Source organism: Streptomyces sp. NPDC088350, from assembly GCF_044753545.1.
GTDB lineage: Bacteria > Actinomycetota > Actinomycetes > Streptomycetales > Streptomycetaceae > Streptomyces.
Genome location: NZ_JBIVNL010000005.1, coordinates 173,281 through 197,008, shown reverse-complemented (window position 1 = coordinate 197,008; position 23,728 = coordinate 173,281). Strand labels below are relative to the sequence as shown.

General features: G+C 71.6%; 22 protein-coding genes. 11 read left to right on the top strand and 11 right to left on the bottom strand.

Annotation, left to right across the window (positions count from 1 at the left end; genetic code table 11):
- Nucleotides 1-121 precede the first annotated feature (121 nt).
- Both ACIQBL_RS18765 and ACIQBL_RS18760 read left to right on the top strand, forming a co-directional pair.
- Complete coding sequence (locus ACIQBL_RS18765; protein WP_401942965.1) at nt 122-1,003, top strand: SIS domain-containing protein; 882 nt, start codon at nt 122-124, stop codon at nt 1,001-1,003.
- 36 nt (nt 1,004-1,039) lie between these two features.
- A complete protein-coding gene (locus ACIQBL_RS18760; RefSeq protein ID WP_401942963.1) occupies nt 1,040-1,909 on the top strand; it encodes a ketose-bisphosphate aldolase in 870 nt (289 codons plus the stop codon).
- Here ACIQBL_RS18760 and ACIQBL_RS18755 read toward each other — a convergent pair.
- The gene (locus ACIQBL_RS18755) at nt 1,899-3,032 is read right to left on the bottom strand and encodes a methyltransferase (protein ID WP_401942962.1); all 1,134 of its coding nucleotides are present in this window, start codon (nt 3,030-3,032) and stop codon (nt 1,899-1,901) included. The genes ACIQBL_RS18760 and ACIQBL_RS18755 overlap by 11 nt on opposite strands.
- A 77-nt stretch (nt 3,033-3,109) precedes the next feature.
- On the opposite strand from ACIQBL_RS18755, the gene ACIQBL_RS18750 reads away from it, so the two are divergent.
- The 4 genes from ACIQBL_RS18750 to ACIQBL_RS18735 all read left to right on the top strand — a co-directional run bounded on the left by ACIQBL_RS18750 (nt 3,110) and on the right by ACIQBL_RS18735 (nt 6,656).
- Nucleotides 3,110-3,751: an alpha-ketoglutarate-dependent dioxygenase AlkB family protein gene (locus tag ACIQBL_RS18750; protein WP_401942959.1), complete on the top strand. Its 642-nt coding sequence runs from the start codon at nt 3,110-3,112 to the stop codon at nt 3,749-3,751.
- 138 nt (nt 3,752-3,889) lie between these two features.
- Nucleotides 3,890-5,104, top strand: a complete 1,215-nt coding sequence (locus tag ACIQBL_RS18745) for an ROK family protein (RefSeq protein WP_401942956.1) — start codon at nt 3,890-3,892, stop codon at nt 5,102-5,104.
- A gap of 107 nt (nt 5,105-5,211) precedes the next feature.
- A complete protein-coding gene (locus ACIQBL_RS18740; protein WP_019058117.1) occupies nt 5,212-5,463 on the top strand; it encodes a hypothetical protein in 252 nt (83 codons plus the stop codon).
- A gap of 11 nt (nt 5,464-5,474) precedes the next feature.
- Nucleotides 5,475-6,656, top strand: a complete 1,182-nt coding sequence (locus tag ACIQBL_RS18735) for an SPFH domain-containing protein (protein WP_401942953.1) — start codon at nt 5,475-5,477, stop codon at nt 6,654-6,656.
- A 156-nt stretch (nt 6,657-6,812) separates the two neighbouring features.
- Here the strand turns inward: ACIQBL_RS18735 and ACIQBL_RS18730 are convergent, their stop codons facing one another.
- The 5 genes from ACIQBL_RS18730 to ACIQBL_RS18710 all read right to left on the bottom strand — a co-directional run bounded on the left by ACIQBL_RS18730 (nt 6,813) and on the right by ACIQBL_RS18710 (nt 10,421).
- Nucleotides 6,813-7,007 (bottom strand): hypothetical protein, encoded by a 195-nt coding sequence (locus ACIQBL_RS18730; RefSeq protein WP_401942951.1) that lies wholly within the window; start codon nt 7,005-7,007, stop codon nt 6,813-6,815.
- Nucleotides 7,008-7,068: 61 nt separating this feature from the next.
- Nucleotides 7,069-8,127: a permease gene (locus ACIQBL_RS18725; protein ID WP_401942948.1), complete on the bottom strand. Its 1,059-nt coding sequence runs from the start codon at nt 8,125-8,127 to the stop codon at nt 7,069-7,071.
- A gap of 142 nt (nt 8,128-8,269) precedes the next feature.
- Nucleotides 8,270-9,187, bottom strand: coding sequence for a phosphotriesterase (locus ACIQBL_RS18720; protein WP_401942945.1), 918 nt, complete (start codon nt 9,185-9,187; stop codon nt 8,270-8,272).
- On the bottom strand, nt 9,184-9,768 hold the full coding sequence (locus tag ACIQBL_RS18715) for a DUF4865 family protein (RefSeq protein WP_401942943.1): 585 nt from the start codon (nt 9,766-9,768) through the stop codon (nt 9,184-9,186). Before ACIQBL_RS18715 ends, ACIQBL_RS18720 begins: the two co-directional genes overlap by 4 nt.
- Nucleotides 9,769-9,854: 86 nt before the next feature.
- Nucleotides 9,855-10,421, bottom strand: a complete 567-nt coding sequence (locus ACIQBL_RS18710; protein WP_401942940.1) for a TetR/AcrR family transcriptional regulator — start codon at nt 10,419-10,421, stop codon at nt 9,855-9,857.
- A 213-nt stretch (nt 10,422-10,634) separates the two neighbouring features.
- Between ACIQBL_RS18710 and ACIQBL_RS18705 the strand changes: the two genes are divergently transcribed.
- From ACIQBL_RS18705 to ACIQBL_RS18695, 3 genes are read left to right on the top strand one after another with little or no spacing between them, the layout of a single operon-like run.
- Complete coding sequence (locus ACIQBL_RS18705; RefSeq protein ID WP_401942937.1) at nt 10,635-10,931, top strand: SHOCT domain-containing protein; 297 nt, start codon at nt 10,635-10,637, stop codon at nt 10,929-10,931.
- Complete coding sequence (locus tag ACIQBL_RS18700; RefSeq protein WP_401942934.1) at nt 10,928-11,680, top strand: ABC transporter ATP-binding protein; 753 nt, start codon at nt 10,928-10,930, stop codon at nt 11,678-11,680. Before ACIQBL_RS18705 ends, ACIQBL_RS18700 begins: the two co-directional genes overlap by 4 nt.
- Nucleotides 11,677-14,238 (top strand): ABC transporter permease, encoded by a 2,562-nt coding sequence (locus ACIQBL_RS18695; RefSeq protein WP_401942932.1) that lies wholly within the window; start codon nt 11,677-11,679, stop codon nt 14,236-14,238. The genes ACIQBL_RS18700 and ACIQBL_RS18695 overlap by 4 nt, the downstream gene beginning before the upstream one ends.
- A gap of 405 nt (nt 14,239-14,643) precedes the next feature.
- Here the strand turns inward: ACIQBL_RS18695 and ACIQBL_RS18690 are convergent, their stop codons facing one another.
- Nucleotides 14,644-15,195: an ATP-binding protein gene (locus ACIQBL_RS18690; RefSeq protein WP_401942929.1), complete on the bottom strand. Its 552-nt coding sequence runs from the start codon at nt 15,193-15,195 to the stop codon at nt 14,644-14,646.
- A 266-nt stretch (nt 15,196-15,461) separates the two neighbouring features.
- Nucleotides 15,462-15,785, bottom strand: coding sequence for a hypothetical protein (locus tag ACIQBL_RS18685; protein WP_401942926.1), 324 nt, complete (start codon nt 15,783-15,785; stop codon nt 15,462-15,464).
- A 307-nt stretch (nt 15,786-16,092) separates the two neighbouring features.
- Between ACIQBL_RS18685 and ACIQBL_RS18680 the strand changes: the two genes are divergently transcribed.
- Nucleotides 16,093-17,217 (top strand): PLP-dependent cysteine synthase family protein, encoded by a 1,125-nt coding sequence (locus ACIQBL_RS18680; protein WP_401942925.1) that lies wholly within the window; start codon nt 16,093-16,095, stop codon nt 17,215-17,217.
- 109 nt (nt 17,218-17,326) lie between these two features.
- Here the strand turns inward: ACIQBL_RS18680 and ACIQBL_RS18675 are convergent, their stop codons facing one another.
- Nucleotides 17,327-17,797 carry an SRPBCC family protein gene (locus tag ACIQBL_RS18675; protein WP_401942924.1) on the bottom strand — a complete coding sequence of 157 codons (471 nt, stop codon included), beginning with the start codon at nt 17,795-17,797 and terminating at the stop codon, nt 17,327-17,329.
- Between the two features lie 65 nt (nt 17,798-17,862).
- Nucleotides 17,863-18,690 carry a DeoR/GlpR family DNA-binding transcription regulator gene (locus ACIQBL_RS18670; protein WP_401942921.1) on the bottom strand — a complete coding sequence of 276 codons (828 nt, stop codon included), beginning with the start codon at nt 18,688-18,690 and terminating at the stop codon, nt 17,863-17,865.
- A 290-nt stretch (nt 18,691-18,980) separates the two neighbouring features.
- Here ACIQBL_RS18670 and ACIQBL_RS18665 point away from each other — a divergent pair, with 290 nt between their 5' ends.
- Nucleotides 18,981-21,320, top strand: a complete 2,340-nt coding sequence (locus tag ACIQBL_RS18665) for a hypothetical protein (protein ID WP_401942920.1) — start codon at nt 18,981-18,983, stop codon at nt 21,318-21,320.
- Here the strand turns inward: ACIQBL_RS18665 and ACIQBL_RS18660 are convergent.
- Complete coding sequence (locus ACIQBL_RS18660; RefSeq protein ID WP_401942918.1) at nt 21,290-23,728, bottom strand: right-handed parallel beta-helix repeat-containing protein; 2,439 nt, start codon at nt 23,726-23,728, stop codon at nt 21,290-21,292. The two genes, ACIQBL_RS18665 and ACIQBL_RS18660, sit on opposite strands and share 31 nt — an antisense overlap.

Below are 23,728 nucleotides of genomic sequence, written 5' to 3'. Positions count from 1 at the left end.
CACTCTCCGTTCCTCGATTCTCCGGCGACCCTAGCGCACACCACTCGCGCTGGAGTGCTTGATTGTGCTCGAAAGCTCGCTATATCTTGCAGGAACAAGCATTCCTGGGGAGGGGTACGGCATGACCCATGTCGAGGACGAGCTGAACAGCCAGCCCGAGTGCTGGACCCGCGCCGCGTCGGAGGCGGCGGGACACAAGGGGGTGCTCCCGGCGCCGGGGGAGCGGGTCGCGATCGTCGGCTGCGGCACCTCGTACTTCATGGCGCAGGCCGTCGCCGCCCTGCGCGAAGGCGCCGGCCAGGGCGAGACCGACGCCTTCGCCGCCTCGGAGTTCCCGTACGGGCGGACATACGACCGGGTCCTCGCCCTCACCCGCTCCGGCACCACCACCGAAGTCCTGGAACTCCTGGGCCAGTTGAAGGGGCGCACCCGCACCACCGCGATAACCGCCGACCCGCACACCCCCGTCATGACCGCCGCCGACGAGGTCGTCGTACTCGACTTCGCGGACGAACGCTCCGTCGTGCAGACCCGGTTCGCGACCACCGCGGTCACCCTGCTCCGCGCCCACCTTGGACTGCACAGCGACGCCGTGGTCGCCGACGCCCGCACCGCGCTCGCCGCCGAACTGCCCCAACAACTCGTCGCCTGCACCCAGTTCACCTTCCTCGGCCGAGGCTGGACCGTCGGGCTCGCCAACGAGGCCGGGCTGAAGATGCGCGAGGCCTCCCTGTCCTGGACCGAGGCCTACCCTGCGATGGAGTACCGGCACGGCCCGATCAGCATCACCACCCGCGGCACCGCCACCTGGATGCTCGGCGAGGCACCCGAGGGACTCGCCCAACAGGTGGGCGCCACCGGCGGGTTGTGGATCGACGGCGGCCTCGACCCGCTCGCCGAACTCGTCCGCGCCCAGCGCCTGGCGGTCGCCGTCGCCGCATACCGGGACCTCGACCCCGACCGGCCGCGCCACCTCACCCGCTCGGTGATCCTCGCCCCCTGAAGCCCGGTACCTCCAGACTCCAGGAAAGGACAGGCCGTGCCCCTCGTCACCACCGGCGAGCTAGTGACCCGCGCCGCCACCGCCCACTCCGCCGTCGCCGCCTTCAACATCATCACCCTGGAACACATCGAGGCCGTCGTCGCCGGCGCCGAGTCCGCCGACGCCCCCGTCGTCCTCCAAGTCAGCGAGAACGCCGTCAAGTTCCGCTACGGCCGCCTCCTCCCGCTAGCCCGCGCGGCCGTCGCCGCCGCCGAACGGGCCGCCGTACCCGTCGCGTTGCACCTCGACCACGTCCAGAGCGACGACCTGCTGCGGCAGGCACCCGATGCCGGGTTCAGCTCCGTGATGTACGACGCGGCCCGCCTCCCGTACGCCGAGAACCTAGCCGCGACCCGCGCCGCCGCCGACTGGGCACACTCCCAAGGGCTGTGGATCGAGGCCGAGTTGGGAGAGGTCGGGGGCAAGAACGGCGAGCCGCCGCTCGACGCCCACGCTCCCGGCGCCCGCACCGACCCCGTTCAGGCCCGCGCGTTCGTCGCCGACTCCGGTGTGGACGCCCTCGCGGTGGCCATCGGCAGCTCCCACGCGATGACCACCCGCACCGCCGCCCTCGACCACGCCCTCCTCAAGCGGCTCAGCGCCACCCTGGACGTTCCCCTCGTCCTGCACGGCTCCTCAGGCGTCCCCGACGACGAACTGACCGCGGCCGTCGCAGGCGGCATCGCCAAGGTCAACGTGGGCACGGCCCTCAACCTCGCGATGACCGGCGCGATCCGCGCCTTCCTCGCCGCACACCCCGAGGCGGTCGACTCCCGGAAGTACCTGAGCGTGGGGCGGGAGGCGATGGCCGGGACGGTGGCCCGGATCGTCGGAGTGCTCGCCGGACGCGGTGGGACTACCGCTTGACGGCCTTCAGCACCACGAACTTCGCGTCGCTGGCGACCAGTTGACTGTTGCCGAACAGCCGCTTCAGCTTCACGTGATAGGCGAGATGCCGGTTGCCGACCACCCACAGCTCGCCGCCCGGACGCAGCGCGCGCCGCGCCCCGGTGAACATCCGCCAGGCCGTCGCGTCGGTCGTCGCCTGGTGGGAGTGGAACGGGGGATTGTTGAGCACGAGGTCGACACTGTCGGCCGGAACCCCGACCAGCCCGTCCCCGACCCTGAACTCCCCTTGCCCCGGAACGCCGTTCGCCTTGTACGTGGCCTCCGCCGAGGCGACGGCCTGGAACGACTCGTCCACGAAGAGGACTTCGGCCTCCGGATCGGCCAGCGACACCGCCGTACCCACCACACCGTTGCCGCACCCGAGGTCGACGACCCTGCGGGGGCCGCGGCTTTCGGGCAGGTGCTGGAGGAGGAAACGGGTGCCGATGTCGAGGCGCTCGGCGCAGAACACGCCCGCGTGATTGACCACCGTCCGCCCCGAGACCGCGCCGATGCCGTCGGGCAGGGCGTAACTGTGCGGCCAGGGATTGGTGGCACGGGCCGCCGACGACCGGGGCGCGCAGTGGATCAGCCGGGCCTTCTTCTCGGCCAGCGAGGTCCGGGTCGGGCCGAGGATCCGCTCGAACAGCTTCAGCGTCGAGGTGTGGATCTCCTTCACCATCCCGGTACCGACGACGACCGTGTCGGTGTGCACCCCGGGCGCCAGCCGCAGCAACTGGTCCTCCAGCAGCGCGAGACTCTTGGGCACCCGCACCAGCAGCACGTCGACACGCTCGGGCGGCGGGTCCTGGGTGGTGAGCAGCCGTACGGAGTCCGCCGCGATCTCGTTGCGCGCGAGGTTCGCCCGGGTCGCCTCCTGGGTGAGGAACGAGTCCGTGATCTGCACCGGTTGGTGCTCCGCGAGGGCCGTGGTCAGGGCGCCCCAGCGGTCACCCACGATCACGACCGTGCCGGACAGCGGGGTGTCCTGGTCCGCGAGCTGCCGCAGAAGGTATTCGTCGGAGGCGTCCCAGGCGCGCAGCCGGTCGCGCGGGTCCTCGGGGAAGCGGGCCAGGGCGCGGGCGCCCCACGGAGTCGTCATTCGGTCGATATGGTCGTCCATCGTGCGCCAAGGCTAACCGAGTGCCGGCTCATGGCCGGTCGGGGCAGGATGGGGCCATGGACGCCGAGCTGTTTCCGAGGGCCCGTACGGAGGTCGCGCCGGGCGCGGTGCACATGCCGGGCTGGCTCGACCCCGACCACCGGCGCGCCCTGCTCACGGCCTGCCGCGCGTGGGCCCGCCCACCGGCCGGTCTGCGCACCGTCCGCACCCCCGGCGGCGGCACGATGACCGCCCGCCAGGTGTGCCTGGGCTGGCACTGGTACCCGTACGCCTACGCCCGTACGGCGACCGACGGCGACGGCACCCCGGTGAAGCCGTTCCCGGCCTGGCTGGACGAGCTGGGGCGACGAGCGGTCGCCGACACACTGGGGGCGCCGACGGCGTCGTACGACATCGCACTGATCAATTTCTACGACGGCGACGCCCGCATGGGCATGCACCGCGACTGCGACGAGAAGTCGCAGGCACCGGTCGTGTCCCTGAGCCTCGGCGACACCTGCGTCTTCCGCTTCGGCAACACCGAGACCCGTACGAAGCCTTACACGGACATCGAGTTGAGAAGCGGCGACCTGTTCGTGTTCGGCGGGGCGTCGCGGCTGGCGTATCACGGGGTGCCGCGGGTGTACGGGGGTACGGCGCCGGGGGAGTTGGGGTTGACGGGGAGGCTCAACGTGACGCTGAGGGTCAGTGGCTTCTAAACACGGGGCAAGCTTCGAAGGGGCGCGGGGCTGTATCGACATGCGGCTCCGCCGCGCGGGCGCGACAAGCCCCCACCGGCCTGCGCTATGACCACAACCCCACCGGCTCTCTCTACGGATCATGGGAGACTCCCCCTCATGAGCGGCGAAGGGACAACCTCAAGGGCGCGGCTGGACCGGGGCCGCGGCGCGCTCGGCCCCGCGCTGGAGCTCGTGCACACCGGCCGCGCACCCACCCGCGCCGTACTGACCGCCGAACTGGGGGTGACCCGGGCGACGGCCGGCGCGGTCGCCGCCGAGCTGGAGGCGCTGGGGCTGATCAGGGTCGACGCCCGGCCCGGCGCCGCGGCCGGTTCGCAGGGGCGCCCCTCGCACCGGCTCGCGCTCGCCGAGGACGGGCCGGTCGTGCTCGCCGCGCAGGTGCACGCCGACGGTTTCCGCGCGGCACTGGTCGGGCTCGGCGGGCGGATCGTGGCGACCGCACCCGGCTGCGAGGCCGTCGACGCGGACCCGGCGAAGGTGCTGGGGTCGGTCGTCGAGGCCGGTGCGGGGTTGTTGCGCGAGACGGGACGGCGCTGCGTGGGCGCCGGGCTCGCCGTGCCCTCCGCCGTCGCCGAGCCCGAGGGGCTGGCACTGAATCCCCTGCACCTGGCCTGGCCCGCGGGCGCGCCGGTGCGGCGGATCTTCGCCGAGTGCGTGCGGGCGGCCGGTATCACCGGACCGGCGTTCGCGGGAAACGACGTCAACCTCGCCGCGCTCGCCGAGCACCGGCACGGCGCGGGACGCGGCGCCCGCGACCTGCTGTGCGTGGCGACCGGACACCGGGGTGTGGGCGGTGCGCTGGTGCTCGACGGGCGTCTGCACACAGGGAGTTCGGGGCTCGCGCTCGAAGTCGGACACCTCACCGTCAACCCCGAGGGGCGCCCCTGCTACTGCGGCAGCCGGGGGTGTCTCGACGTGGAAGCCGATCCGCTCGCCTTCTTCACGGCCGCCGGTCGTGAGCCCGGACCCGAGGTGTCCCTGCTCCAGGAGTCCAACGACCTGATCCGCGACCACTACGACGATCCGCCTGTCCGGAAGGCCGCCGAGACCCTGATCGACCGGCTCGGGCTCGGTCTGGCGGGCCTGGTGAACATCCTCAACCCCGACCGGATCATCCTCGGCGGACTGCACCGCACCCTCCTGGACGCCGACCCGGACCGGCTGCGCGCGGTCGTCGCCGACCGGAGCCTGTGGGGGCAGAGCGGGGGCGTGCCGATCCTCGCCTGCACCCTCGACCACAACAGCCTGGTCGGCGCCGCCGAGTTGGCGTGGCAGCCCGTGCTCGACGATCCGCTGGCGGCCCTGTCCTGATCTTGGGGACGGCGCGTGACGGACGGAATCGACGTGCCCGTTGGGAGCCGGGGCAGAGTAGGTCTATCGTCGGAAACCTAAGGCCAGAGGATGGAGGGCGGCGAGTGATGCCGCAGGATGAGCCCGTGATCGGATGCACGGGGCAGGTGATCATCGCGACCCGCGGAAGCGCGGGCCCCGGCGAGATCCTGGTGCGCGTCCGGGGTGGCTCCGAGACCTTCCTCGCCTGGTCGGACGATCCTCTGCCCACGGGGGCGACCGTACTCGTGATCGAGTCGCGAGGAAGTCGTGAGGTCCACGTCATCAAGTGGGTGGATCCATTGGACGCGCTGGGCGGGGACCCCGCCGGCGCTGAGTGAGGAGTACCAGAATGTTCGGTTACCGCGTTCCCGCCCCCGATGAGGCGATGCTGATCTCGGGTGGCAGGCGGGGACTGGGGGGCGCGCCGTTCCGAGTGGTGACGGGGCACGGGAAGTTCGTGCTCCCGGTCTTCCGCAAGACCCGCTTCCTCACGCTGTCGATGTGCGAGGCCGAGGTCACCGAGACCTGTGTGACCAGGCAGGGCATCGCGCTGCACGTCCGCGCCGTGATCGCGTTCAAGGTCGGCAACGACACCGAGAGCATCATCAACGCGGGCCAGCGCTTCCTGTCCGACCAGGACCAGATGTCGGTGCTGACCGGCCGGATCTTCGCCGGTCACCTGCGGTCCATCATCGGCTCGATGACCGTCGAGGAGATCGTCACGGAGCGGCAGAAGCTCGCCGCCGAGGTCCTGGACACCTCGAAGGTCGAGATGGCCAAGATCGGCCTGATCGTGGACTCGCTGCAGATCCAGTCGATCGACGACGGCGAGGTCGGCTACATCGAGGCCATGTCCGCGCCGCACAAGGCGGCCATCCAGCGGCAGGCCCAGATCGCCCAGGCCCAGGCCACCCAGGCCTCGGTCGAGGCGGAGCAGGTCGCGGCGCGCAACCAGGCCGAGTACGCCCGGCAGACCGCGGTGGTCAAGGCCGAGTACTCGGCCGAGGTCGACCGCGCCCAGGCGCAGGCCGCGCAGGCCGGACCGCTCGCGCAGGCCCACGCCCAGCAGGAGGTGCTGGCCGCGCAGACCGAACTGGCCCAGCGCCAGGCCGAGTTGCGCCAGCAGCAGCTCGTCGCCGAGATCGTCAAGCCCGCCGAGGCCGAGGCCCAGCGGATCAAGCTGCTCGCCATCGCCGAGGCGGAGCGCATGAAGATCCAGGCCGAGGCGGCGGCCTCCTACGACCGGGTCGCGCTCGACCGCATGCTGATCGACCAGCTCCCGCAGATCGTGAAGGAGGCGGCCGGCGGCCTCGCCGGAGCCAACGTCAACGTCCTCAACGGCGCGGACGGCCTCGGCGAGATCGCGGCCGGCCTGGTCTCACAGGGCCTGACGATCCTGGACTCGGTCCGGGGCAACCTGGGCGGCGCGGACTCCGACGGCCGCCGCCCCGGCGCGGACGTCAAGAACCTGCTCCAGCTCCAGGCGAAGAAAGACGACAAGAAGGACGACGGCCCGGTGGACCTCGACTAGGCGCTCCGCTGGGTGTGCGGGTATGGCGGCGTCGGTTTGCTGGGTTGCTGGTTTGCTGCGGCTCCGTCGTGGTTGGTCGCGCCCACGCGGCGGAGCCGCATATCGACACCGCTCCGCGCCCCTTTCAGGGCGCCGCCCTCAGGGCGTTGACGAGTCCTACGACGCTGTGAGGCTCCACAGCGCCGCCACCAGCGGGCGGCGCGGATCGGCCCGCCGTACGCACAGTCCGATCGGGAACGGTTCCGGTGGCGGCTCCGCCGGGACCACCGCCGGCCGTTCCCGTACGGCACTGGTCTCCAGCACGAGCCGGGACACCACACCCGTCCCGCAGCCCAGCGCGACCAGGGTCAACAGCCCTTCGTGGCCGTCGCGCGCGGTGACAGGACGAGTTCGGTCACCGTGACCGTCCGGCTCACCAACGGCTCCGGCAGCCGGGGTGGGATGCCCGCGACCGCCATGTCGTCCTCGCCGAACGGTGGCTCGGGGTACGGGAGATGAGCGGGATCGGCGGTTCGCCGATGTGGGCCGTCGGGGCGAAGGCCCGGCCGAACGTGCCGGTCTGGAGGGCGATCAGCTTCAGGTCGACCATGGGGCCCACGACCATGAAGGCCAGCCGGGCGGTGGGGGAGAAGCCGGTGAGCGAGGACGCGACGAACGCGTCGGCCTCGGAGCGGACGGCGAGGACGATCGCGAGCGCGGCCAGGAACAGGACCGACAGCCAGGGCGAACCGGCGAACGTGTCGAGCACGGATCGCGGGACGGCGACATCGAAGGTCGCCGCCGCGATGGCCCCGACGACCAGGAACCCGCCGGCGTGCAGGAAGTCGTGCTGGAAACCGGTCCGGAACTCCGTCCAGCGGCTGTGCCCCGGCTGATGTCCGGGTTGCCGCGCGACCGGCCGCAGCCACTCCTCGCGCCCCAGCCAGAGCCACAGCCGGCCCATCACCACGGCCGTGGCGAGCGAGGCGAGCAGCCGGGCCAGCACCATGACCGGGCTGGCGGGGAACGCGATCGCCGTGGCGGTCAGCACCACCGGGTTGATCGCGGGCGCGGAGAGCAGGAACGCGAACGCTGCGGCCGGAGTGACCCCGCGCCCGATCAGACTGTTCGCGACCGGCACCGACGCGCACTCGCACCCCGGCAGTACGACTCCCGCCATCCCGGCCACCGGCACGGCGAACGCGGCCCGCTTCGGCAGCACCTTCGTGAACACCCGTGCCGGGACAAAGGCGTTGATCGCCCCCGACAAGGCCGTACCCAGCAGCAGGAAGGGCAGCGCCTGCGTGGTGATGGCGAGACACACGGTCCGCCAGGCCTGCACGGCCGGCGAGTCCATCCACCGCCCGACGGAGAACAGCAGCAGCCCGGGAACGACAGCCGCCCCCAGCAGCAGAAGCGGCCAGTACCGAGGCCACCCACCCGCCGCGACCTCCGCCTCCGCCGTTCTGGGCGGCTCCACTGTCGTCTGCACACGAGCTCCACATGTTCGATGTCCGCGTCGAACAAAGCGGTCCCTCGTCAGCCTTCGGCGACCGGCTCCGGTGAGGGGGGGGCGCACCGCACCGCGCCGGGCGCACGGCATGGGGCGCTGCCACGTCTTCCGTCGGCCGCTCTCAACACCACTCGACCGCGAACGCCCGCGCGGGATTCTCCCTGAACACGCGCCGCACCAGCTCCTCACCCAGCTCCACCGCGAGCCGCGGCCCCACCCGCCGCAGCAGATACGGCATCCCCGGGCCGCCGTCCACCGAGCGCGCCCCGGCGACCACGGTGTCCCCGCCGAGCAGCAGACGGTCGCCGCAACCGGCCTCGGCCAGTGCGCGGACGCTGTCCGGCATGCGCCAGTCCGTGGCGTGGTGGGCGCGGGACGGTCCGTCGAACGCGAGGTAGGCACCCGCGTCGGCGGCCTGGCGCTGGACGACGAGGTCGGGGGAGCGGTTGAGGTGGCCGAGGATCACCCGGTGCGGTGCGACGCCCAACTCGCCGCACAGCAGGTCGAGTACGTCCAGTGCCCCCGTGCCCAGCTCCAGGTGGACGGCGATCGGCGCGCCCGTCGCACGGTGGGCCTCGGCCGCGGCGGCCATCGTCCAGCGGGCGTGCGTGTCGAGGCCGTGGAAGCCGCCCGCGACCTTGATGATCCCGGCACGGACACCGGACGGCCCGATGCCCTCCGTCAGCTCGGCGACGAAGACCTCGGCCAGCTTGCCGCGCAGGCTCTCCAGCAACTCCGGGCTGTAGTGCGCCGCTTGATGCAACCCGGTCGCGCACACCACATGCACACCCGTCGCCCGGGACAACAGCGGCAGATCAGCGACCCGCCGCCCCATCCCGTACGGCGTCCACTGCACGACAGCGTCACCGCCCACGGCACGGAACGCGCCCAACTCGGCCTGCGCGGCAGAGGCGTCGCCCAGCGACCGGCCCGGGAGTTGAGGGCTCCGGATGAAGAGATGGTCGTGCGCGTCGCACACCCCCAGCTCCTGCGGGCCCACATCCCCCAGCACCGTACGGACGACGGCGACGGCACTCACCACTGCCGGCCGCGCGGCAACCCGCCCCGCCCCGGCTCCGAAAGATGCAGCACCTGGAACACGTCCCCCTCCGCCTTCGGCATGTCGTGCTCCCAGAGCGAGAAGTGAACCAGCTCCCACCTGTGCGGGTCGACGGCAGCCGTCGCGAGCACCGCGCCGTCCTCACCGGCCAACCGCCGGGTCTCACCCACCGCTTCTTCCATGACCGCCACCAACTCCCCACCCTCCGCCATCCGTTGGCGCCGGCGTACGGCGACAGCGGCGGGGGAGCCCGCGGCACCGCCCTCCTCGTACGCGAGGCCCGTCCACTGCACCACCTCGGGCCGCCCGAAGTCATTGACGAGTCTCTGGAAGGCGCCGCCCCAGAGGAAGCGGTTCATGCCCTCCACCGTGTTCCACAGATAGAACGGCGCGTACTGGTTGACCGGCGAACCGTGCACCCCGCGCTCACGCACCAGATACGCCTTGAAGCCCAGGCCGTCCCAGTCGTCGAGCAGATGCCCGACCCGCGCGACCCGGTTCCGGATGATGCCCATGTCGTAGTCGCCGGGAAGGGTGAGTTCGTAGTGCATGGCGTGCATCAAGTGCCTCCTCGGAAGGGGAAGTTCTCCGCCGGACCCGGCCGGGTGTCGGGATGCTTCCTGGTGATCCGCACGTACCGGGACTCCTATCGGGGAGTCGAGGGCGAGAGAAGGGAGAGCAGTCCCCGGACACCGGCGTCGAAGGCGGCCGGTGAACCGGACGCGCGGGCCAGTACGTACCCGCCCTGCACGGTCGCGAGGATCGTCGAGGCGATCTCCTCACCGTCCAGCTCCGGCCCGAACTGCCCCTGCTCCTTGCCCTCTTCGACGATTCCGGCGAGCCGCTCGCGGATCGCGTCGAGCGTCGCGTCCACCGGCTCGCGCAGCTCGGCGCTGGCGATCACGTCCGGATCCATCGTCAGCCGCCCGACCGGACACCCGCGCAACACATCGCGCTTGCGCCGCAGATACGCCTCGATCCGCTCGTACGGCGTGCCCGGCCCGTCGAGTACTCCCTCGGCGGTGGTCCGCAACTCCTCGGCCGTCCGCCGGATCGCCGCCAGCGCCAGATCAGGCTTGCCCTTGAAGTGGTGGTACATACTGCCCTGCCCGGCGCCCGCGCGCTCAAGGATCGCCTTGGGGCTGGTACCGACGTAGCCGCGCTCCCACAGCAGCTCGCGCGTGGACTCGATCAGTCGCTCCGGGGTGCCCATACAGCCACTGTACATACTAGTAGTTACAGAAGTCCACAGCTTGTCGTCGGCTTGTCGACGGCTTATGGAGCAGCCGCAACGCCCTCACGTACTCCCCGCGAGGTACACGCACTGCCGCTGGCAGTACGACGACCCGGACCCCTCCCGGGAGCCAGTCTCGACACATCACCGGAAGCCCATCGAGGGCTCCAGGCTCCTTGGAGATGAATCGACATGCAGACTCTGGCGAACTGGAACGGCGGCGGCCCCGGCCCGTGGATCCTGCTCTTCCCGCTGATCTGGGCGGCCGTGGCGGTCGGCGTGGTGACCGTCCTGCGCCGCACCGCCTGGCGTGGCCGCGGCGGCCCGTGGCGCGCGATGACCGACCCCCGACCCACCGGAGACTCCCCGCTGGCCGTCCTCGGGCGCCGCTTCGCCTCCGGCGAGATCGACGAGGACGAGTACTGGCGCCGCCTGTCCGTCCTGGACGAGCAGTTCGGCCGCACCGGCAAGGGCGGCGGCCCGGCATGACCACCGCGACCACCACCCGCACGGCCGCGCGGGTCGTCGACGCCGTCAAGGTCTACGGCGTCGGCGACACCGCCGTCCGCGCCCTGGACGGGGTGAGCGTCGGCTTCCCGGCCGGCCGCTTCACCGCGATCATGGGTCCCTCGGGTTCCGGCAAGTCCACCCTGATGCACTGCGCGGCAGGCCTGGACACGCTCAGCTCGGGCACCGCCCACATCGGCGACACGGAACTCGGCGCCCTCGACGACCGACGCTTGACCCTCCTGCGCCGCGACCGAATCGGCTTCGTCTTCCAGGCGTTCAACCTGATCCCGACGCTGACCGTCGCGGAGAACATCACCCTGCCCCTCGACCTCTCCGGGTCCCGGGGCGACCAGGAGTGGATCGACGCGCTCGTCGACGTCGTCGGCCTGCGCGACCGGCTCCAGCACCGCCCCTCGGAGCTCTCCGGCGGCCAGCAGCAACGCGTCGCCGTGGCAAGGGCGTTCGCGGGCCGCCCCGAGGTCGTCTTCGCCGACGAACCGACCGGCAACCTCGACTCCCGCTCCGGCGGCGAGGTCCTCGGCCTGCTCCGCCGCGCCGTACGGGAGACGGACCGCACGGTCGTGATGGTGACCCACGACCCGGTCGCCGCCGCCCACGCGGACGAGGTCGTCTTCCTCGCCGACGGGCGCCTGGTGGACCGTATGGATTCCCCGACGGCCGACAAGGTCCTGGACCGTCTCAAGGCCTTCGAGGAGGTGCGGTCGTGAACGCGTCCGTGCGCCTGAGCATGTCCTCCCTGCGCGCCCACAAAAGGCGTTTCGCCGGTACGTTCCTCGCCGTGTTCCTCGGCGTCGCCTTCCTCGCCGGCACCCTTGTCATGGGTGACACCCTGCGCGCCGGCTTCGACACCATGTTCGGCGACGCGACCAGCGGCACGGACGCCGTGGTCCGCAGCGCCGACGCCATCACGACACCCGGCGAGAGCCAGGGCGTACGGCAACCGGTGAGCACGGCCCTGGTGAAGACCGTCGAGCAGGTCCCCGGCGTCGCGGCAGCCGCCCCCAGCGTCCAGGGCGCGGGCCAACTCGTCGGCGCCAACGGCGAAGCCGTCGGAGGCAAGGGCCCGCCCACCCTCGCCGGCAACTGGATCACCGACCCGAAGCTCAACCCGTACCGGCTCGCCGAGGGCCGCGCCCCGGCGAGGTCCGGCGAGGTCGTCGTCAACCGAGGTGCCGCCGACAAGGGCCACTTGAAGATCGGCGACACGACGACCCTGCGCACGCCCGACCCCGTCCAGGTGACGATCGTGGGCCTCGCGACCTTCGGCGGCGAGGACGGCATGGCGCAGGTGACCTTCACCGGGATGACACAGGCCGACGCCGAGAAGTACCTCACCGCGAAGCCCGGCGAGGCGTCGACCATCAGCGTGCGCGCGGGCCCCGGCGTCACCCAGAAGCAGCTCGTCGACCGCTTGACGCCCGTACTGCCCAAGGGAGTTGAGGCGATCACGGGTCAACGGTCCGCGCAGGAGAACACGGACATGGTCTCGTCCCGGTTCCTGACCCTCTTCACCACGTTCCTGCTGGTGTTCTCCGGCATCGCCCTGCTGGTCGCGACCTTCTCCATCCACAACACCTTCGCCATCGTCATCGCCCAACGCACCCGCGAGAACGCCCTGTTGCGCGCCCTCGGCGCCTCGCGCCGCCAGATCACCGCGGCCACCGTCACCGAGGCGAGCGTCGTCGCCGTCACCGCGTCGGCCGCCGGACTCGCGGGCGGCATCGGCATAGCAGCGGCTCTCCAGACCCTGTTCCCGGCGATCGGATTCCCCTTCCCCGAAGGCGACTTGGTGATCCACGCCCTCTCCATGGCCCTGCCGCTCGCCGTGGGCATCGTCGTCTGCCTCGGCTCCGCACTCATGCCGGCCGTACGCGCGGGCCGCACCGCCCCCCTGGCCGCACTGCGTGAAACGGCCGTGGACCAGTCCGGCGCGTCCCGCGTCCGCGCGGTGACCGGAGTGGCCCTGGCCGCCCTCGCGGTCGGCACCACCCTCACCGGCATACTGGTCTCACCGTCCTTGCCGCTGGCGGGACTTGGGGCGGTGCTGTCCCTGGTCGCCTTCGTCGTCCTGGGCCCCGTCGCCTCCTCCACGGCGGTACGCGTCCTCGGCGGCCCCCTGGACCGGCTGCGGGGTGTCACCGGCGGACTCGCCCGCCGCAACGCGCTGCGCAGCCCCCGCCGCACGGCCGCCACCGCGAGCGCGCTGATGATCGGTGTGGCGGTGGTATCGCTGTTCACCGTCTTCGGCGCCTCGTTGAAGGCCACGATGGACCAGACCGTGTCCCGGTCCTTCGCCGGTGACATAGCCGTCAGCACCCCCTCCTTCGGCGCGGGCGGCAGTGGACTGAGCCCCGAACTCGCCGGAGCCATAGATCAGTTGCCCGAGGTGGACACAGCAGTAGGACTCGGCCGGGGAGTAGCCGAAGTGGACGGCAGGGGACGGGCGTTGACCGTCACCAACCCCACGGCCCTCGCCCGCACCTTCGACCTGGGCACGGTCCAAGGCTCGCTCCGCGACCTCGGCACCGACGGCATCGCCATCACCAGGACGGAGGCCGACCGGCAGCACCTGACCACCGGCAGCACGGCCCAACTGGCCTTCACCGACGGCCAGAAGAAGACCTTCACGGTCCGCGCGGTCTACGGCCGGTCCGAACTCGCCGGCGACTACGTCATCACCCGCGCCGCCTGGGCCCCGCACCGCACCCAGGACTCGGACACACTCGTCGCCGTCTCCTTCAGGAACGGCGTGAGCACGGCCAAGGGCAAGGCCGCGGTCGAGCGGATCGCCGCCCGATACGGCAACCCACAAGTCCAGACCCGCCACGAATACGCACAGTCCTCGGCCGGCGGCATCGACATGATGCTGACCCTCGTCTACGCCCTGCTCGCCCTCGCGGTCCTGATCGCGCTGCTGGGCATCGCCAACACACTGACCCTGGCGATCCACGAACGCACCCGCGAACTGGGCCTGTTGAGGGCGGTCGGCCAGACCCGTTCCCAACTCCGGGCCATGGTCCGCTGGGAGTCGGTCCTCGTCGCGGCCTTCGGCACGGTCGGCGGACTCGCCCTCGGCGCCTTCCTCGGCTGGGTCCTGGTCAAGGCCTCGGAGGGCGCGAGCGACAGCTCCTTCGCCTTCGCGATCCCGCCCGTGCAACTCGTGGTGGTGGCCCTGGTGGGCCCGGCCGCAGGAGCGCTGGCGGGCTTGCGCCCGGCGCGCAGGGCAGCACGGCTGGACGTTCTGCGGGCGATAGCCACCGAGTGAAAATGACGGGGGAGGAGGGTCTACGGCGCCCAGTTCAACCACCGTCGAGGGCCCACCAAGCCTGACTGTCCCCACGCGTCGGCCGAGAGGGAGCCGTAGGGGCGCGCCGGTGTCGAGAGCTCCAGCGCGCGGACGCCCGAAGGGTCGAGCACGGTGGGGCTCTCGACACCGGCTTCCAGCGCCCCGAAGGCGACCGAACCAAAAGAGGTGCGCGCGTGGGTGCGTTCAGAACACCGGCCCGGGCATCGCGTGTTCTCCATCCCGGCTCAGGTGCATGGCCGTCTGAAGGCCGGTCCGGGAGTCTCGCCGTCCGAACCCCGCCCTGCCCGGTGCCGCAAAGCCGCCTCCCTACCCCGCCCCCGCCCGGCGCCTCAAAGCCGCCCCCCCCAACAAATCACCGCCCGATCAACCGGCAACGGCCGACCGGGCGGGAGCGTGTTGGGGCCGGTGGCCGTCGACCGGGTGCTCGACCTCGGTGACGAACCGGTGCGCGGGCTTCTCCACAGCCGGACGACGCGGCGAACGATCCGGCGTCGGCGTAGCGGTCGCGGGCTTGGGCGCGGTGAGCGTGAACCACACGACCTTCCCGGAATCGCCGTCCGGCCGCACACCCCAGCTCTCGCTGACCGCGGCGACCATCGCGAGCCCGCGCCCGCAGGTGGCCGTAGGCGCGACCTCGTCGATGTCCCCCACCACTGGAAGCCGGGGATCGTGGTCGTGCACCGAGACCATGAGGTGGTCGAGCAGCAGCTCGATCTCGACGATGCACGTCTTGTCGGGCTGGGCGTGCCGGTGGACGTTCGTGAGGAGCTCTGTGACACCGAGCGCGGCCCGGTCTATCAGAGGATCCAGATGCCAGTAGCGCAACTGCGCAGATACGATTCTGCGGACCTGGCCGATCCGCGACGGCAGGGCTTGGAGCTCCACCGTGCAGTGCCTGCTTGGGTGACTGATCACGGCTGCGACTCCCCGACTGAGGTCCGGAAGAACACGGAGTTCGGATCCAGCAGGGTGGTCAAGGGAAACGGCCGCCTGCTGTTGTACCCGGCGGGCTGGTTCGCAGCGTTATCGCCGGTAAACCCAGAGTGACGTGAGACCAGAGTGACGCAAGGGCCGCGGTCCCGCAACTCGCGGCCGACCGCAGCTGTTCCATCGTGCCGATCGCCGGTCGCAGCCCGCCGTGCCCATCAGCGGATGCGCCCCGCCGCGCCGATCCGAGGCTGCTACCCGCCCCGCCCCGCCGCCTTGCGTACGGCCTCGATAAACCGGCGTGCCGCCGGTGGACCAGGCTGACCCGGCGCGGGGTCGTGTTCGCCGAGAGTCAGCAGGTACCTCTTGCCGTTGAGGTCGGCAAGTGCCCGATCCTCGGGGGCGAACCAGGGCCTGGACGCCCGCACCGCCTGCACCGGCGCGCTGTCGATCTCGCTGCCGTAGCTGGTGAGCAACTCCAGCCTGCCGTCATTGATCCGGACCTGTCCGGCCCGGGTGAGCGACCGCAGCCGCTTCCCGATCCGTACGCCCGTGGCCGTGAACTCCGGCTCCGCCATGCTTCCCCGCCCCCTTGGTCCAGGACATCCCGTGATCCAGTGTGCGCCCCCGTTCAGGACGTTCGTCCCGCTCCGGTGCAGTCTGCCCGCCCGGGGCGTCGAGCACCAGTACGTACGACCCGGTCACGGTGAGTACCCGGAGCACTCGCACAAATGCGCCCCCAGGATGCGTACCGACCGCTCCCCAGGGGTGCCTTTGGCCTTCCCAAAGATGCGTTTATGCAGGTGAGGAGCGTGCTGAAGGTGCATATGATCGAGGTGTCGGCCGCGCGACGCGCCGTCGGCGCGAAGCGTAAGGAGCCCCGCCGTGAGCACCACCCCACAGGCCCTGACCGGCGCCACCCTCGACGTCGACCGCAGTGACGGCGCCTACCGGAACTGGCTGAAAGAAGCCGTCCGCAAGGTCCAGGCCGACGCCAACCGCTCGGCCGACACACACCTGCTCCGCTTCCCCCTCCCCGAGCGCTGGGGCATCGACCTGTACCTGAAGGACGAGTCGACCCACCCGACAGGCAGCCTCAAACACCGCCTCGCCCGCTCCCTCTTCCTCTACGGCCTCTGCAATGGCTGGATCCGGCCCACCCGACCGGTGATCGAGGCGTCCAGCGGTTCGACGGCGATCTCCGAGGCGTACTTCGCCAAACTCGTCGGCGTTCCCTTCATCGCGGTCATGCCGCGCACGACCAGCCCCGAGAAGATCCGCCTGATCGAATTCCACGGCGGCCGGTGCCACTTCGTGGACGACTCGCGCAAGATGTACGAGGAGTCGGCCGCCCTCGCGGTGGAGACCGGCGGCCACTACATGGACCAGTTCACCTACGCGGAGCGGGCCACGGACTGGCGCGGCAACAACAACATCGCCGAATCCATCTTCCGTCAGCTGGAGTTGGAGCGTTTCCCGGAGCCCGCGTGGATCGTCGCCACGGCCGGTACCGGCGGCACCTCGGCGACCCTCGCGCGCTATGTCCACTACATGCAGTACGACACCCGCGTCTGTGTCGCCGACCCGGAGAACTCCTGTTTCTTCGAGGGCTGGACCACCGGCGATCCGGACGTCACCTGCGACTGCGGCTCCCGCATCGAGGGCATCGGCCGCCCCCGTATGGAACCGAGCTTCGTGCCCGGTGCGATCGACCGCATGATGAAGGTCCCGGACGCGGCCAGCGTCGCCGCCGTACGAGCACTGGAACAGGCCATCGGCCGCAAGGCGGGCGGATCCACGGGCACCGGCCTCTGGAGTGCCCTCAAAATCGTCGCCGAGATGGTGGAATCGGGCCAACAGGGCAGCGTCGTCACCCTGTTGTGCGACCCGGGCGACCGTTACCTCGACAAGTACTACTCGGACGCCTGGCTGACGGAACAGGGCATGGACATCGCCCCGTACAGCAAGGCGATCGCATCGCTGTTGGCGACAGGGGTGTGGCCGACCTGAGCTGTAGCGCCCCTAAGAGGCGCGGGGCTGTGCCGATTTGCGGCTCCGCCGCGCGGGCGCGCCCAGCCCCAACGGCGTAGCAGCCGACCGACGAGACACAGCGGCGCCACTATCGCCCCAGCCGCCGATCCAACGCCGTCACCGCCCCCTTGAACGCCCGCCCCAACCCAGGCCGAGCCAACCGCACGACCCCCCGAAACACGGCAGAGCCATCCGCGGCGAACGTCCACTGCACCCGGGTCCCACCCCCCGCAGGAGCCAACCGCCACTCCTCGACCAACGCCCGAATCCCCGGGGCGTTCGTCACGTCGACGCGATACGCGTACGTCTCCGGCGACTTGGCCACCAGCACCGTCTCCTCGAACCGCGTCCCGCCCCGCAGTCGGATCTCACGCCCTGCCCCGTCCCCGGTGGGCCGTGCCGACGTCACCGCCGAGAACCACTCGCTCCAGCCGGCCACGTCCTCGGCAAGCGCGCGGAACACCGCCTCCGGCGACGCGGTGACCTCCCGCGTGAAAACGAGACGTACGGGCGCGGTCTCGACGAAGTCGATTCCCACCGGACGCAGACGGTGAGCCATGGTGAAACCTCCGCTACGCGACGGTGGTTGGGGGCGGGGAGGGCGTCACCTTAGCTGACGGGACGTCAGATGTCTGCCCTGTCCCGGGGGTCACCCGCCACCACGACCCGTAGATGCTCGGAGATCTCCTCGCGCGCCTCCGCAGGCAGCCCCGCGTCCGTCACCAGCGTGTCGACCTGATCCAGCGTGGCGAACGAACTCAGGCCCACCGTCCCCCACTTGGTGTGGTCGGCGACCACCACGACCCGCCGCGCGGACTGCACCAGCCTGCGATTGGTCTCGGCCTCCGCGAGGTTGGGTGTCGACAGCCCGGCCTCGACCGATATGCCGTGCACACCGAGGAAGAGCAGGTCGAAGTGGAGCGCCGCGATCGCCTGGTCGGCCACCGGACCCACCAGCGAGTCGGAGGGGGTGCGCACCCCGCCGGTCAGGACGACCGTGGCCGCGCCCTGCCGTTGCCCCGACGTGCGCTGCGCCGCGTGGAAGACGTCCGCCACCCGCACCGAGTTGGTGACCACGGTGAGGTCGGGGACCTCAAGGAGATGGTGGGCGAGCGCGTACGTGGTCGTACCGCCCGAGAGCGCGATCGCCGTGCCCGGCGCCACCAGTTCCGCCGCCGCCCGCGCGATGTCCTCCTTGGCGGTCAGCTCCAGGCCCGACTTGGCCTCGAAGCCCGGCTCGTGCGTGCTCGCCTCGACGACCGGTACCGCTCCGCCGTGCACCTTCTCCAGGACGCCCTGGCGGGCCAGCGCGTCCAGATCGCGCCGTACGGTCATGTCCGACACGCCGAGCTTGCGGGTCAGTTCGTTGACGCGGACGCCGCCCCGGCGCCGGACCTCGTCGAGGATCAGGGCGCGCCGCTGCTCCGCGAGGAGGTTCTGATTCTCACTCACGTACGCTCCGGTCCTTTCGCCGCGACCCGTCAGACTGTCCATCGCACCTGCCCCGATCAGGAGGTTCTTCCCGGCTGCGGCGCGTGGGAGGACCCATCCTCGCACGCCCCCGCAACCCCCGCGCCACCGCCTGTACCGACGCGCACATGTCATTCGGACACCCTCCGTTCCCCGCGTGTCACACGGACCGGGGAGATTCCGTCACAGGACGTGTGCGACGCGCCGGAAGGGGCGATCCTGGTGTGCACACGAACACAGCCGGACGGTGCGTCACGGGGGATGTGCGAACAGTGGAACGTGTACAGGAACATGCCGTCACGAGCGGGGCGAACGGCCTTGCCGTACGGCCCGAAGAGACCGAACCCGCCCTGGAACTCCTGGTCCACGGAGTCGGCGGCGCCACACCCGAGGAGATGCTCGGCGATCCGCGCACGGTACGGATCACCGGCGACGACACGGCCGCCGTCTTCCGGCGCGCCGCCGACGTCGACGCCGAGTCCCGGCCCGCCGACCAGCACACCGGACCGATCCGCGAGGCGTACGTCTGGTGCAATCTGACCTCCGGCAACGGCACGCGCGCCCTGTGGCTGTTGCTGCTGCCGTTCATGGTCGTCAACCTCGCCCACTGGATGCGCCCCACCGCACGCGGCCGGAAACGGACAGTGCGGTTCTACGGCCTCCTGGTGCGGCTCGCGGGACTGACCCTGACCGTGCTGCTCGTCGCGGCGGCCTGTGAGGTCGCCCTGGACCTCGCCGCCTGGCAGTGCGCAGGCACGCGCGCGTGCGCCGACCGTCACTCGTGGCTCGGCTTCCTGTCGCCCACCGTGTCGCACGACAGCTGGTGGAGCCGCCCCGGCCGCCGCCTCGCGCTCGCCGCCCTGGTGCCGACCGCGCTCACCGTCCTCCTCTGGTACCTCTCCCGCCGCACCTGGAGCGCGTACGAGTCCCAGCAGCCGATGCCCCGCAGACCCGAGCCCGACGACGAGCCCGACCGCGGCTCCCTGGGCCGCCCCGGCTTCTGGTACGGCCGCCGCCTGGTCGCCCGCCTCCGCGCCGCCCACACGGCGGCCGGCCTCCTGACGGTCGCCGCCGCCCTCACCGTGTCGACGGCGGACTACGACCGCGGGCCCGACGGATCCCACGCCCTGGCCACCCTCGGCGCACTCCTGGAGACCGCGCTCGCCGGCGTCGCGTTCGTCGTGGTCTACGTGGTGTGCCGCCGGGGCCGCAGTGAGAACCGCCTCGACCAGGCACTCGACCGCCGTCTCGTACGACGCCTGCCGCTCGGCGCACTCCTGCTGCTCGCCCTCGCCCTGCTGTACACCGGCTGGTCGCGCCCGGGCTGGGAGTCGTCCGGGCGACTGCCGGGCGACGCCACCTTCGGCGGGATCGCCCTGGTCCAGGGCCTGTTGGTGGTTGCCCTCGCCGTGGTCGCCCATCTGCTGCACCGCACCCATCCCGACCCGCGCGCCGCGATGCGCGGCCTCGGCGGACCGGCCGTCGCCATGCTGGCCTGCGCCCTGGGCGGCGTGATGTCCGGCGGAGTGTCCCAGCGGGTCTCCGACTGGCTGGACGGGACCGGAACCTCCATCGCGGGCCCGCCCGTCCTGCTCACCTGGCAGGCGTCGGTGATCCCGGCGCTGCTCCTCGTCGTCCTCGTCCTGTGCGCCGGACTCGGCCACCGTACCTGGCGGCTGCGCCGTACCGAACTGGCCGCGGTGGCCCACGACTACCCGGGCCGGCGGACGGACCGGGCGCGCACCGCCCGTATCGCGAGCACGCGCGCGATGGCCGCGCTCACCGACCGCGGCCCCCTCCTCGTCGCCGTCACCTCCACCGCGACCCTGCTCCTGGGCGCCGCGGCACTCGTCGGCGCCTTCACCACCGACAGGACACCGGAACGGGCCGGTGAGGAGGGGCACGCCTTCGTGCACGGCGCCGCGCAGACCTCGCAGGGACTCGGCTCCTGGCTGATCGGGCTCGGCTTCATCCTCTTCGTCACCTGGGGCAGGCGCGCCTACAAGGACGCCTCCGCGCGGCGCACCATCGGCATCCTGTGGGACGTCGGCACCTTCTGGCCGCGCGCCGCCCACCCCTTCGCCCCGCCCTGCTACGCCGAGCGCGCGGTCCCCGACCTGACCTGGCGGATCGCCACCTGGACCCGCGCCACCGGCGGCCGTCTCGTCCTCTCCGGCCACTCCCAGGGCAGCGTCCTCGCCGCAGCGGCGGCCTGGCAGCTCAAGCCCGCCCAACGCAAACGCGTCGCCCTGCTCTCCTACGGCTCACCCCTGGAGCGCCTCTACGGCCGCTGGTTCCCGGCCCACTTCGGACCGGCCGCGCTCAGCCGCCTCCACCATGAGGTCGACTGCTGGCGCAACCTGTACCGGCTCACCGACCCGATCGGCGGCCCGGTGCGTCTCTCCGGCGACTGCGGCCCCGAAGTGGACCACACACCCCTCAAGGACCCACTGGAGTACGGGCGTACGGCACGGCATCCGCTGCCGGCGCCGATCCTCGGCCACTCCGACTACCAGGCCGACCCGGCGTTCGCCGAGGAACGCGAACGGCTGCTGGCCCGGCTGCGGCCCGAGGTGCCGCCTCAGGGCAGCTCGGGCAGGTCCTCCGCGTAGAGCAGGGTCAGGTCGTCCGTGCTCGGCTCCTCGACCTGGGCGACCCGGCTCGCGTGCCGCTCCACCATCGCCTCGAAGGTCTGGCGCGCGGTACGGCCGTTGCCGAACGCGGTGCCCTTCGGGATCGCCGTGAAGTACTTCGTCAGCCCCTCGGACGCGCCCTCCGCCAGCCGGTACTCGTGCTCCTCGGCCTGCTGCTCGACGATCCTCAGCAGTTCCTCGGGGTTGTAGTCGCTGAAGGTGATGGTCCGTGAGAAACGGGACGCCACACCGGGGTTGACGGAAAGGAACCGCTCCATCTCCGCCGTGTAGCCCGCGACGATCACCACGACCGCGTCCCGGTGGTCCTCCATCAGCTTCACCAGCGTGTCGATGGCCTCTTTACCGAAGTCGCGGCCCGAGTCCTCCGGGGACAGCGCGTACGCCTCGTCGATGAACAGGACGCCGCCGCGTGCCTTGTCGAAGGCCTCCTGGGTGCGGATCGCGGTGGAGCCGATGTGCTCGCCGACCAGGTCGACCCGGGACACCTCGACGAGATGCCCCTTCTCCAGGACACCGAGCGAGGCGAGGATCTCGCCGTAGAGCCGGGCGACCGTCGTCTTGCCGGTGCCGGGGGAGCCGGTGAAGACCAAGTGCCGTTTGACGGAAGCCGCCTTGAGGCCGGCCTGCTGGCGGCGGCGGCCCACCTCGATCATGTCGGTGAGGGCCCGCACCTCGCGCTTGACGCTGTCCAGGCCGACCAGTGCGTCGAGTTCACCGAGGACGGCCTTGGAGCCGCGGGACTCCTTGTCCGGTTCCGTCGCAGGGGCAAGGGGCTCCTGTTCGGCGGTGCGCTGGCCGGGGATCGCGCCCAGCACACTGGTCGACTGGCTCGCCGTCGCCACGGCCGTCTCGAGCGCGGTGGGCGGCCTGACACCGCCGCTCTCGTCGCTGGTGCAGTCCTCCACGACCGGTCCCGTGCCGGGCCCCGCGTCCGGCCCGGCGTCCGCGAACTCGTAACCGCCGCGCGCGCACCGCTCCGTACGGCACTTTTTGAGCGTCGTACGACAGCCGTCGATGACATGGAAGCCGTAGCCGCCGCTGCCCGTCACGCGGCAGCCCTGGAAGGTGCCCCGGCCGCCCGCGGAGACGTAGAAGCCGGCCTCGGCGGGGGAGTCGACCGTGCAGCGCTCGATGGTGGGGTCGGCGCCCTTCGTGACGATCACGCCGGTCTGGGTGGCGTCCACGGTGCAGTTGTTGAGGGTGCCGCCGCTGCCGTGGTCGCGGAACCACGCGCCCGTGGCCGCGTCCCTGATCCGGCAGTCGTCGAGCTGCGCGGTCGCGCCGTCGCTCACCGACACGGCCGTGTTGCGCACTTGGGAGATGTCACTGTCGACGACGTCCGCGCGCGAGCCGCGGTCCAGGACGAACAGCGCGTCCGGTACGTCGTGCACCCGGCAGGAGTCGAGGACCACGGTCGCGCCGTCGCTGACCCACACCGCCGGATAGTCGCCCGTGCTGTCGAAGATCTCGCACTGGTTGGCGTCCACGCGCGTGCCCGGGTCCCACACCGACAGTCCGTTGCGCCCGAACTGGCGCACCGTCGTCCGGGTCAGCGTCAGGACGGAACGGGAGCGCAGGTCGACCGCGTTCTCCGGGATGTCGTGGATGCGGCAGTCGGCGAGCGTCAGCACCGCGTCCGTGTCGAGGGTCACGCCGTCCGCGGTCGTACGGTGCACATCGCAGTCGGTGAGGTGCGCGGTGGCCCGGCCGGTGATCTGGACGCCGCTGCCCCGGGTCTCGTAGACCTCACAACCCACCGCCTCCAGCGCGGAGTTCTCGCCCGTCGCGGACAGGCCGACGCCCGACGCGTGGTGGATGCGGCAGCGCTCCAGACGCGGGTGGCCACCGCCGCGGACCGCGACGCCCGCCTGGCCGGCCGAGACGACCTCGCACTCCTCGAACACCCCGCCACCGCCGTCGAGTACGGCGATCCCGATGCCGGCCGGGTTGTCGACGGTGCAGCGGCGCACGGTCGGGCGGGCACCGCCGCGGACCTCGATGCCGGACGCGGAGCGCGTGACGATCCGCAGATCCGTCAACTCCGGCGCGCCGTCCTCGACAAGGAGGGCGGGCGCGGCCGAGTCCTGGCCCTCGACATGCAGGTCCTGGACGATCGCCGACGCGCGGACGGTCAACGGCACTCCGTCCAGGGGCGCGATGCGCACCGAGCCGGGCGAACCCTCGGGGCCGCGCAGGGTCACCGACCGGCTCACGACGAGGTTCTCGCGGTAGGTGCCGGGAGCGACGGTGAGGACGTCGCCCTCGGCCGCGGCCTCCAGGGCGGCGGCGAGCGACGCGTACTCACCTGTGCGGCGCCGCCACCGCGATGTACCGGTGTGCGTCACCTGGACCGTGCCCTGTGCCAT

What these genes read in the sequence shown, in the direction of transcription:
- ACIQBL_RS18765 (WP_401942965.1), top strand. Translation starts at nt 122, where the DNA reads ATGACCCATGTCGAGGACGAGCTGAACAGCCAGCCCGAGTGCTGGACC.
- ACIQBL_RS18755 (WP_401942962.1), bottom strand. Translation starts at nt 3,032, where the DNA reads ATGACGACTCCGTGGGGCGCCCGCGCCCTGGCCCGCTTCCCCGAGGAC.
- ACIQBL_RS18750 (WP_401942959.1), top strand. Translation starts at nt 3,110, where the DNA reads ATGGACGCCGAGCTGTTTCCGAGGGCCCGTACGGAGGTCGCGCCGGGC.
- ACIQBL_RS18745 (WP_401942956.1), top strand. Translation starts at nt 3,890, where the DNA reads ATGAGCGGCGAAGGGACAACCTCAAGGGCGCGGCTGGACCGGGGCCGC.
- ACIQBL_RS18740 (WP_019058117.1), top strand. Translation starts at nt 5,212, where the DNA reads ATGCCGCAGGATGAGCCCGTGATCGGATGCACGGGGCAGGTGATCATC.
- ACIQBL_RS18735 (WP_401942953.1), top strand. Translation starts at nt 5,475, where the DNA reads ATGTTCGGTTACCGCGTTCCCGCCCCCGATGAGGCGATGCTGATCTCG.
- ACIQBL_RS18715 (WP_401942943.1), bottom strand. Translation starts at nt 9,768, where the DNA reads ATGCACGCCATGCACTACGAACTCACCCTTCCCGGCGACTACGACATG.
- ACIQBL_RS18710 (WP_401942940.1), bottom strand. Translation starts at nt 10,421, where the DNA reads ATGGGCACCCCGGAGCGACTGATCGAGTCCACGCGCGAGCTGCTGTGG.
- ACIQBL_RS18705 (WP_401942937.1), top strand. Translation starts at nt 10,635, where the DNA reads ATGCAGACTCTGGCGAACTGGAACGGCGGCGGCCCCGGCCCGTGGATC.
- ACIQBL_RS18700 (WP_401942934.1), top strand. Translation starts at nt 10,928, where the DNA reads ATGACCACCGCGACCACCACCCGCACGGCCGCGCGGGTCGTCGACGCC.
- ACIQBL_RS18685 (WP_401942926.1), bottom strand. Translation starts at nt 15,785, where the DNA reads ATGGCGGAGCCGGAGTTCACGGCCACGGGCGTACGGATCGGGAAGCGG.
- ACIQBL_RS18675 (WP_401942924.1), bottom strand. Translation starts at nt 17,797, where the DNA reads ATGGCTCACCGTCTGCGTCCGGTGGGAATCGACTTCGTCGAGACCGCG.
- ACIQBL_RS18660 (WP_401942918.1), bottom strand. Translation starts at nt 23,728, where the DNA reads ATGGCACAGGGCACGGTCCAGGTGACGCACACCGGTACATCGCGGTGG.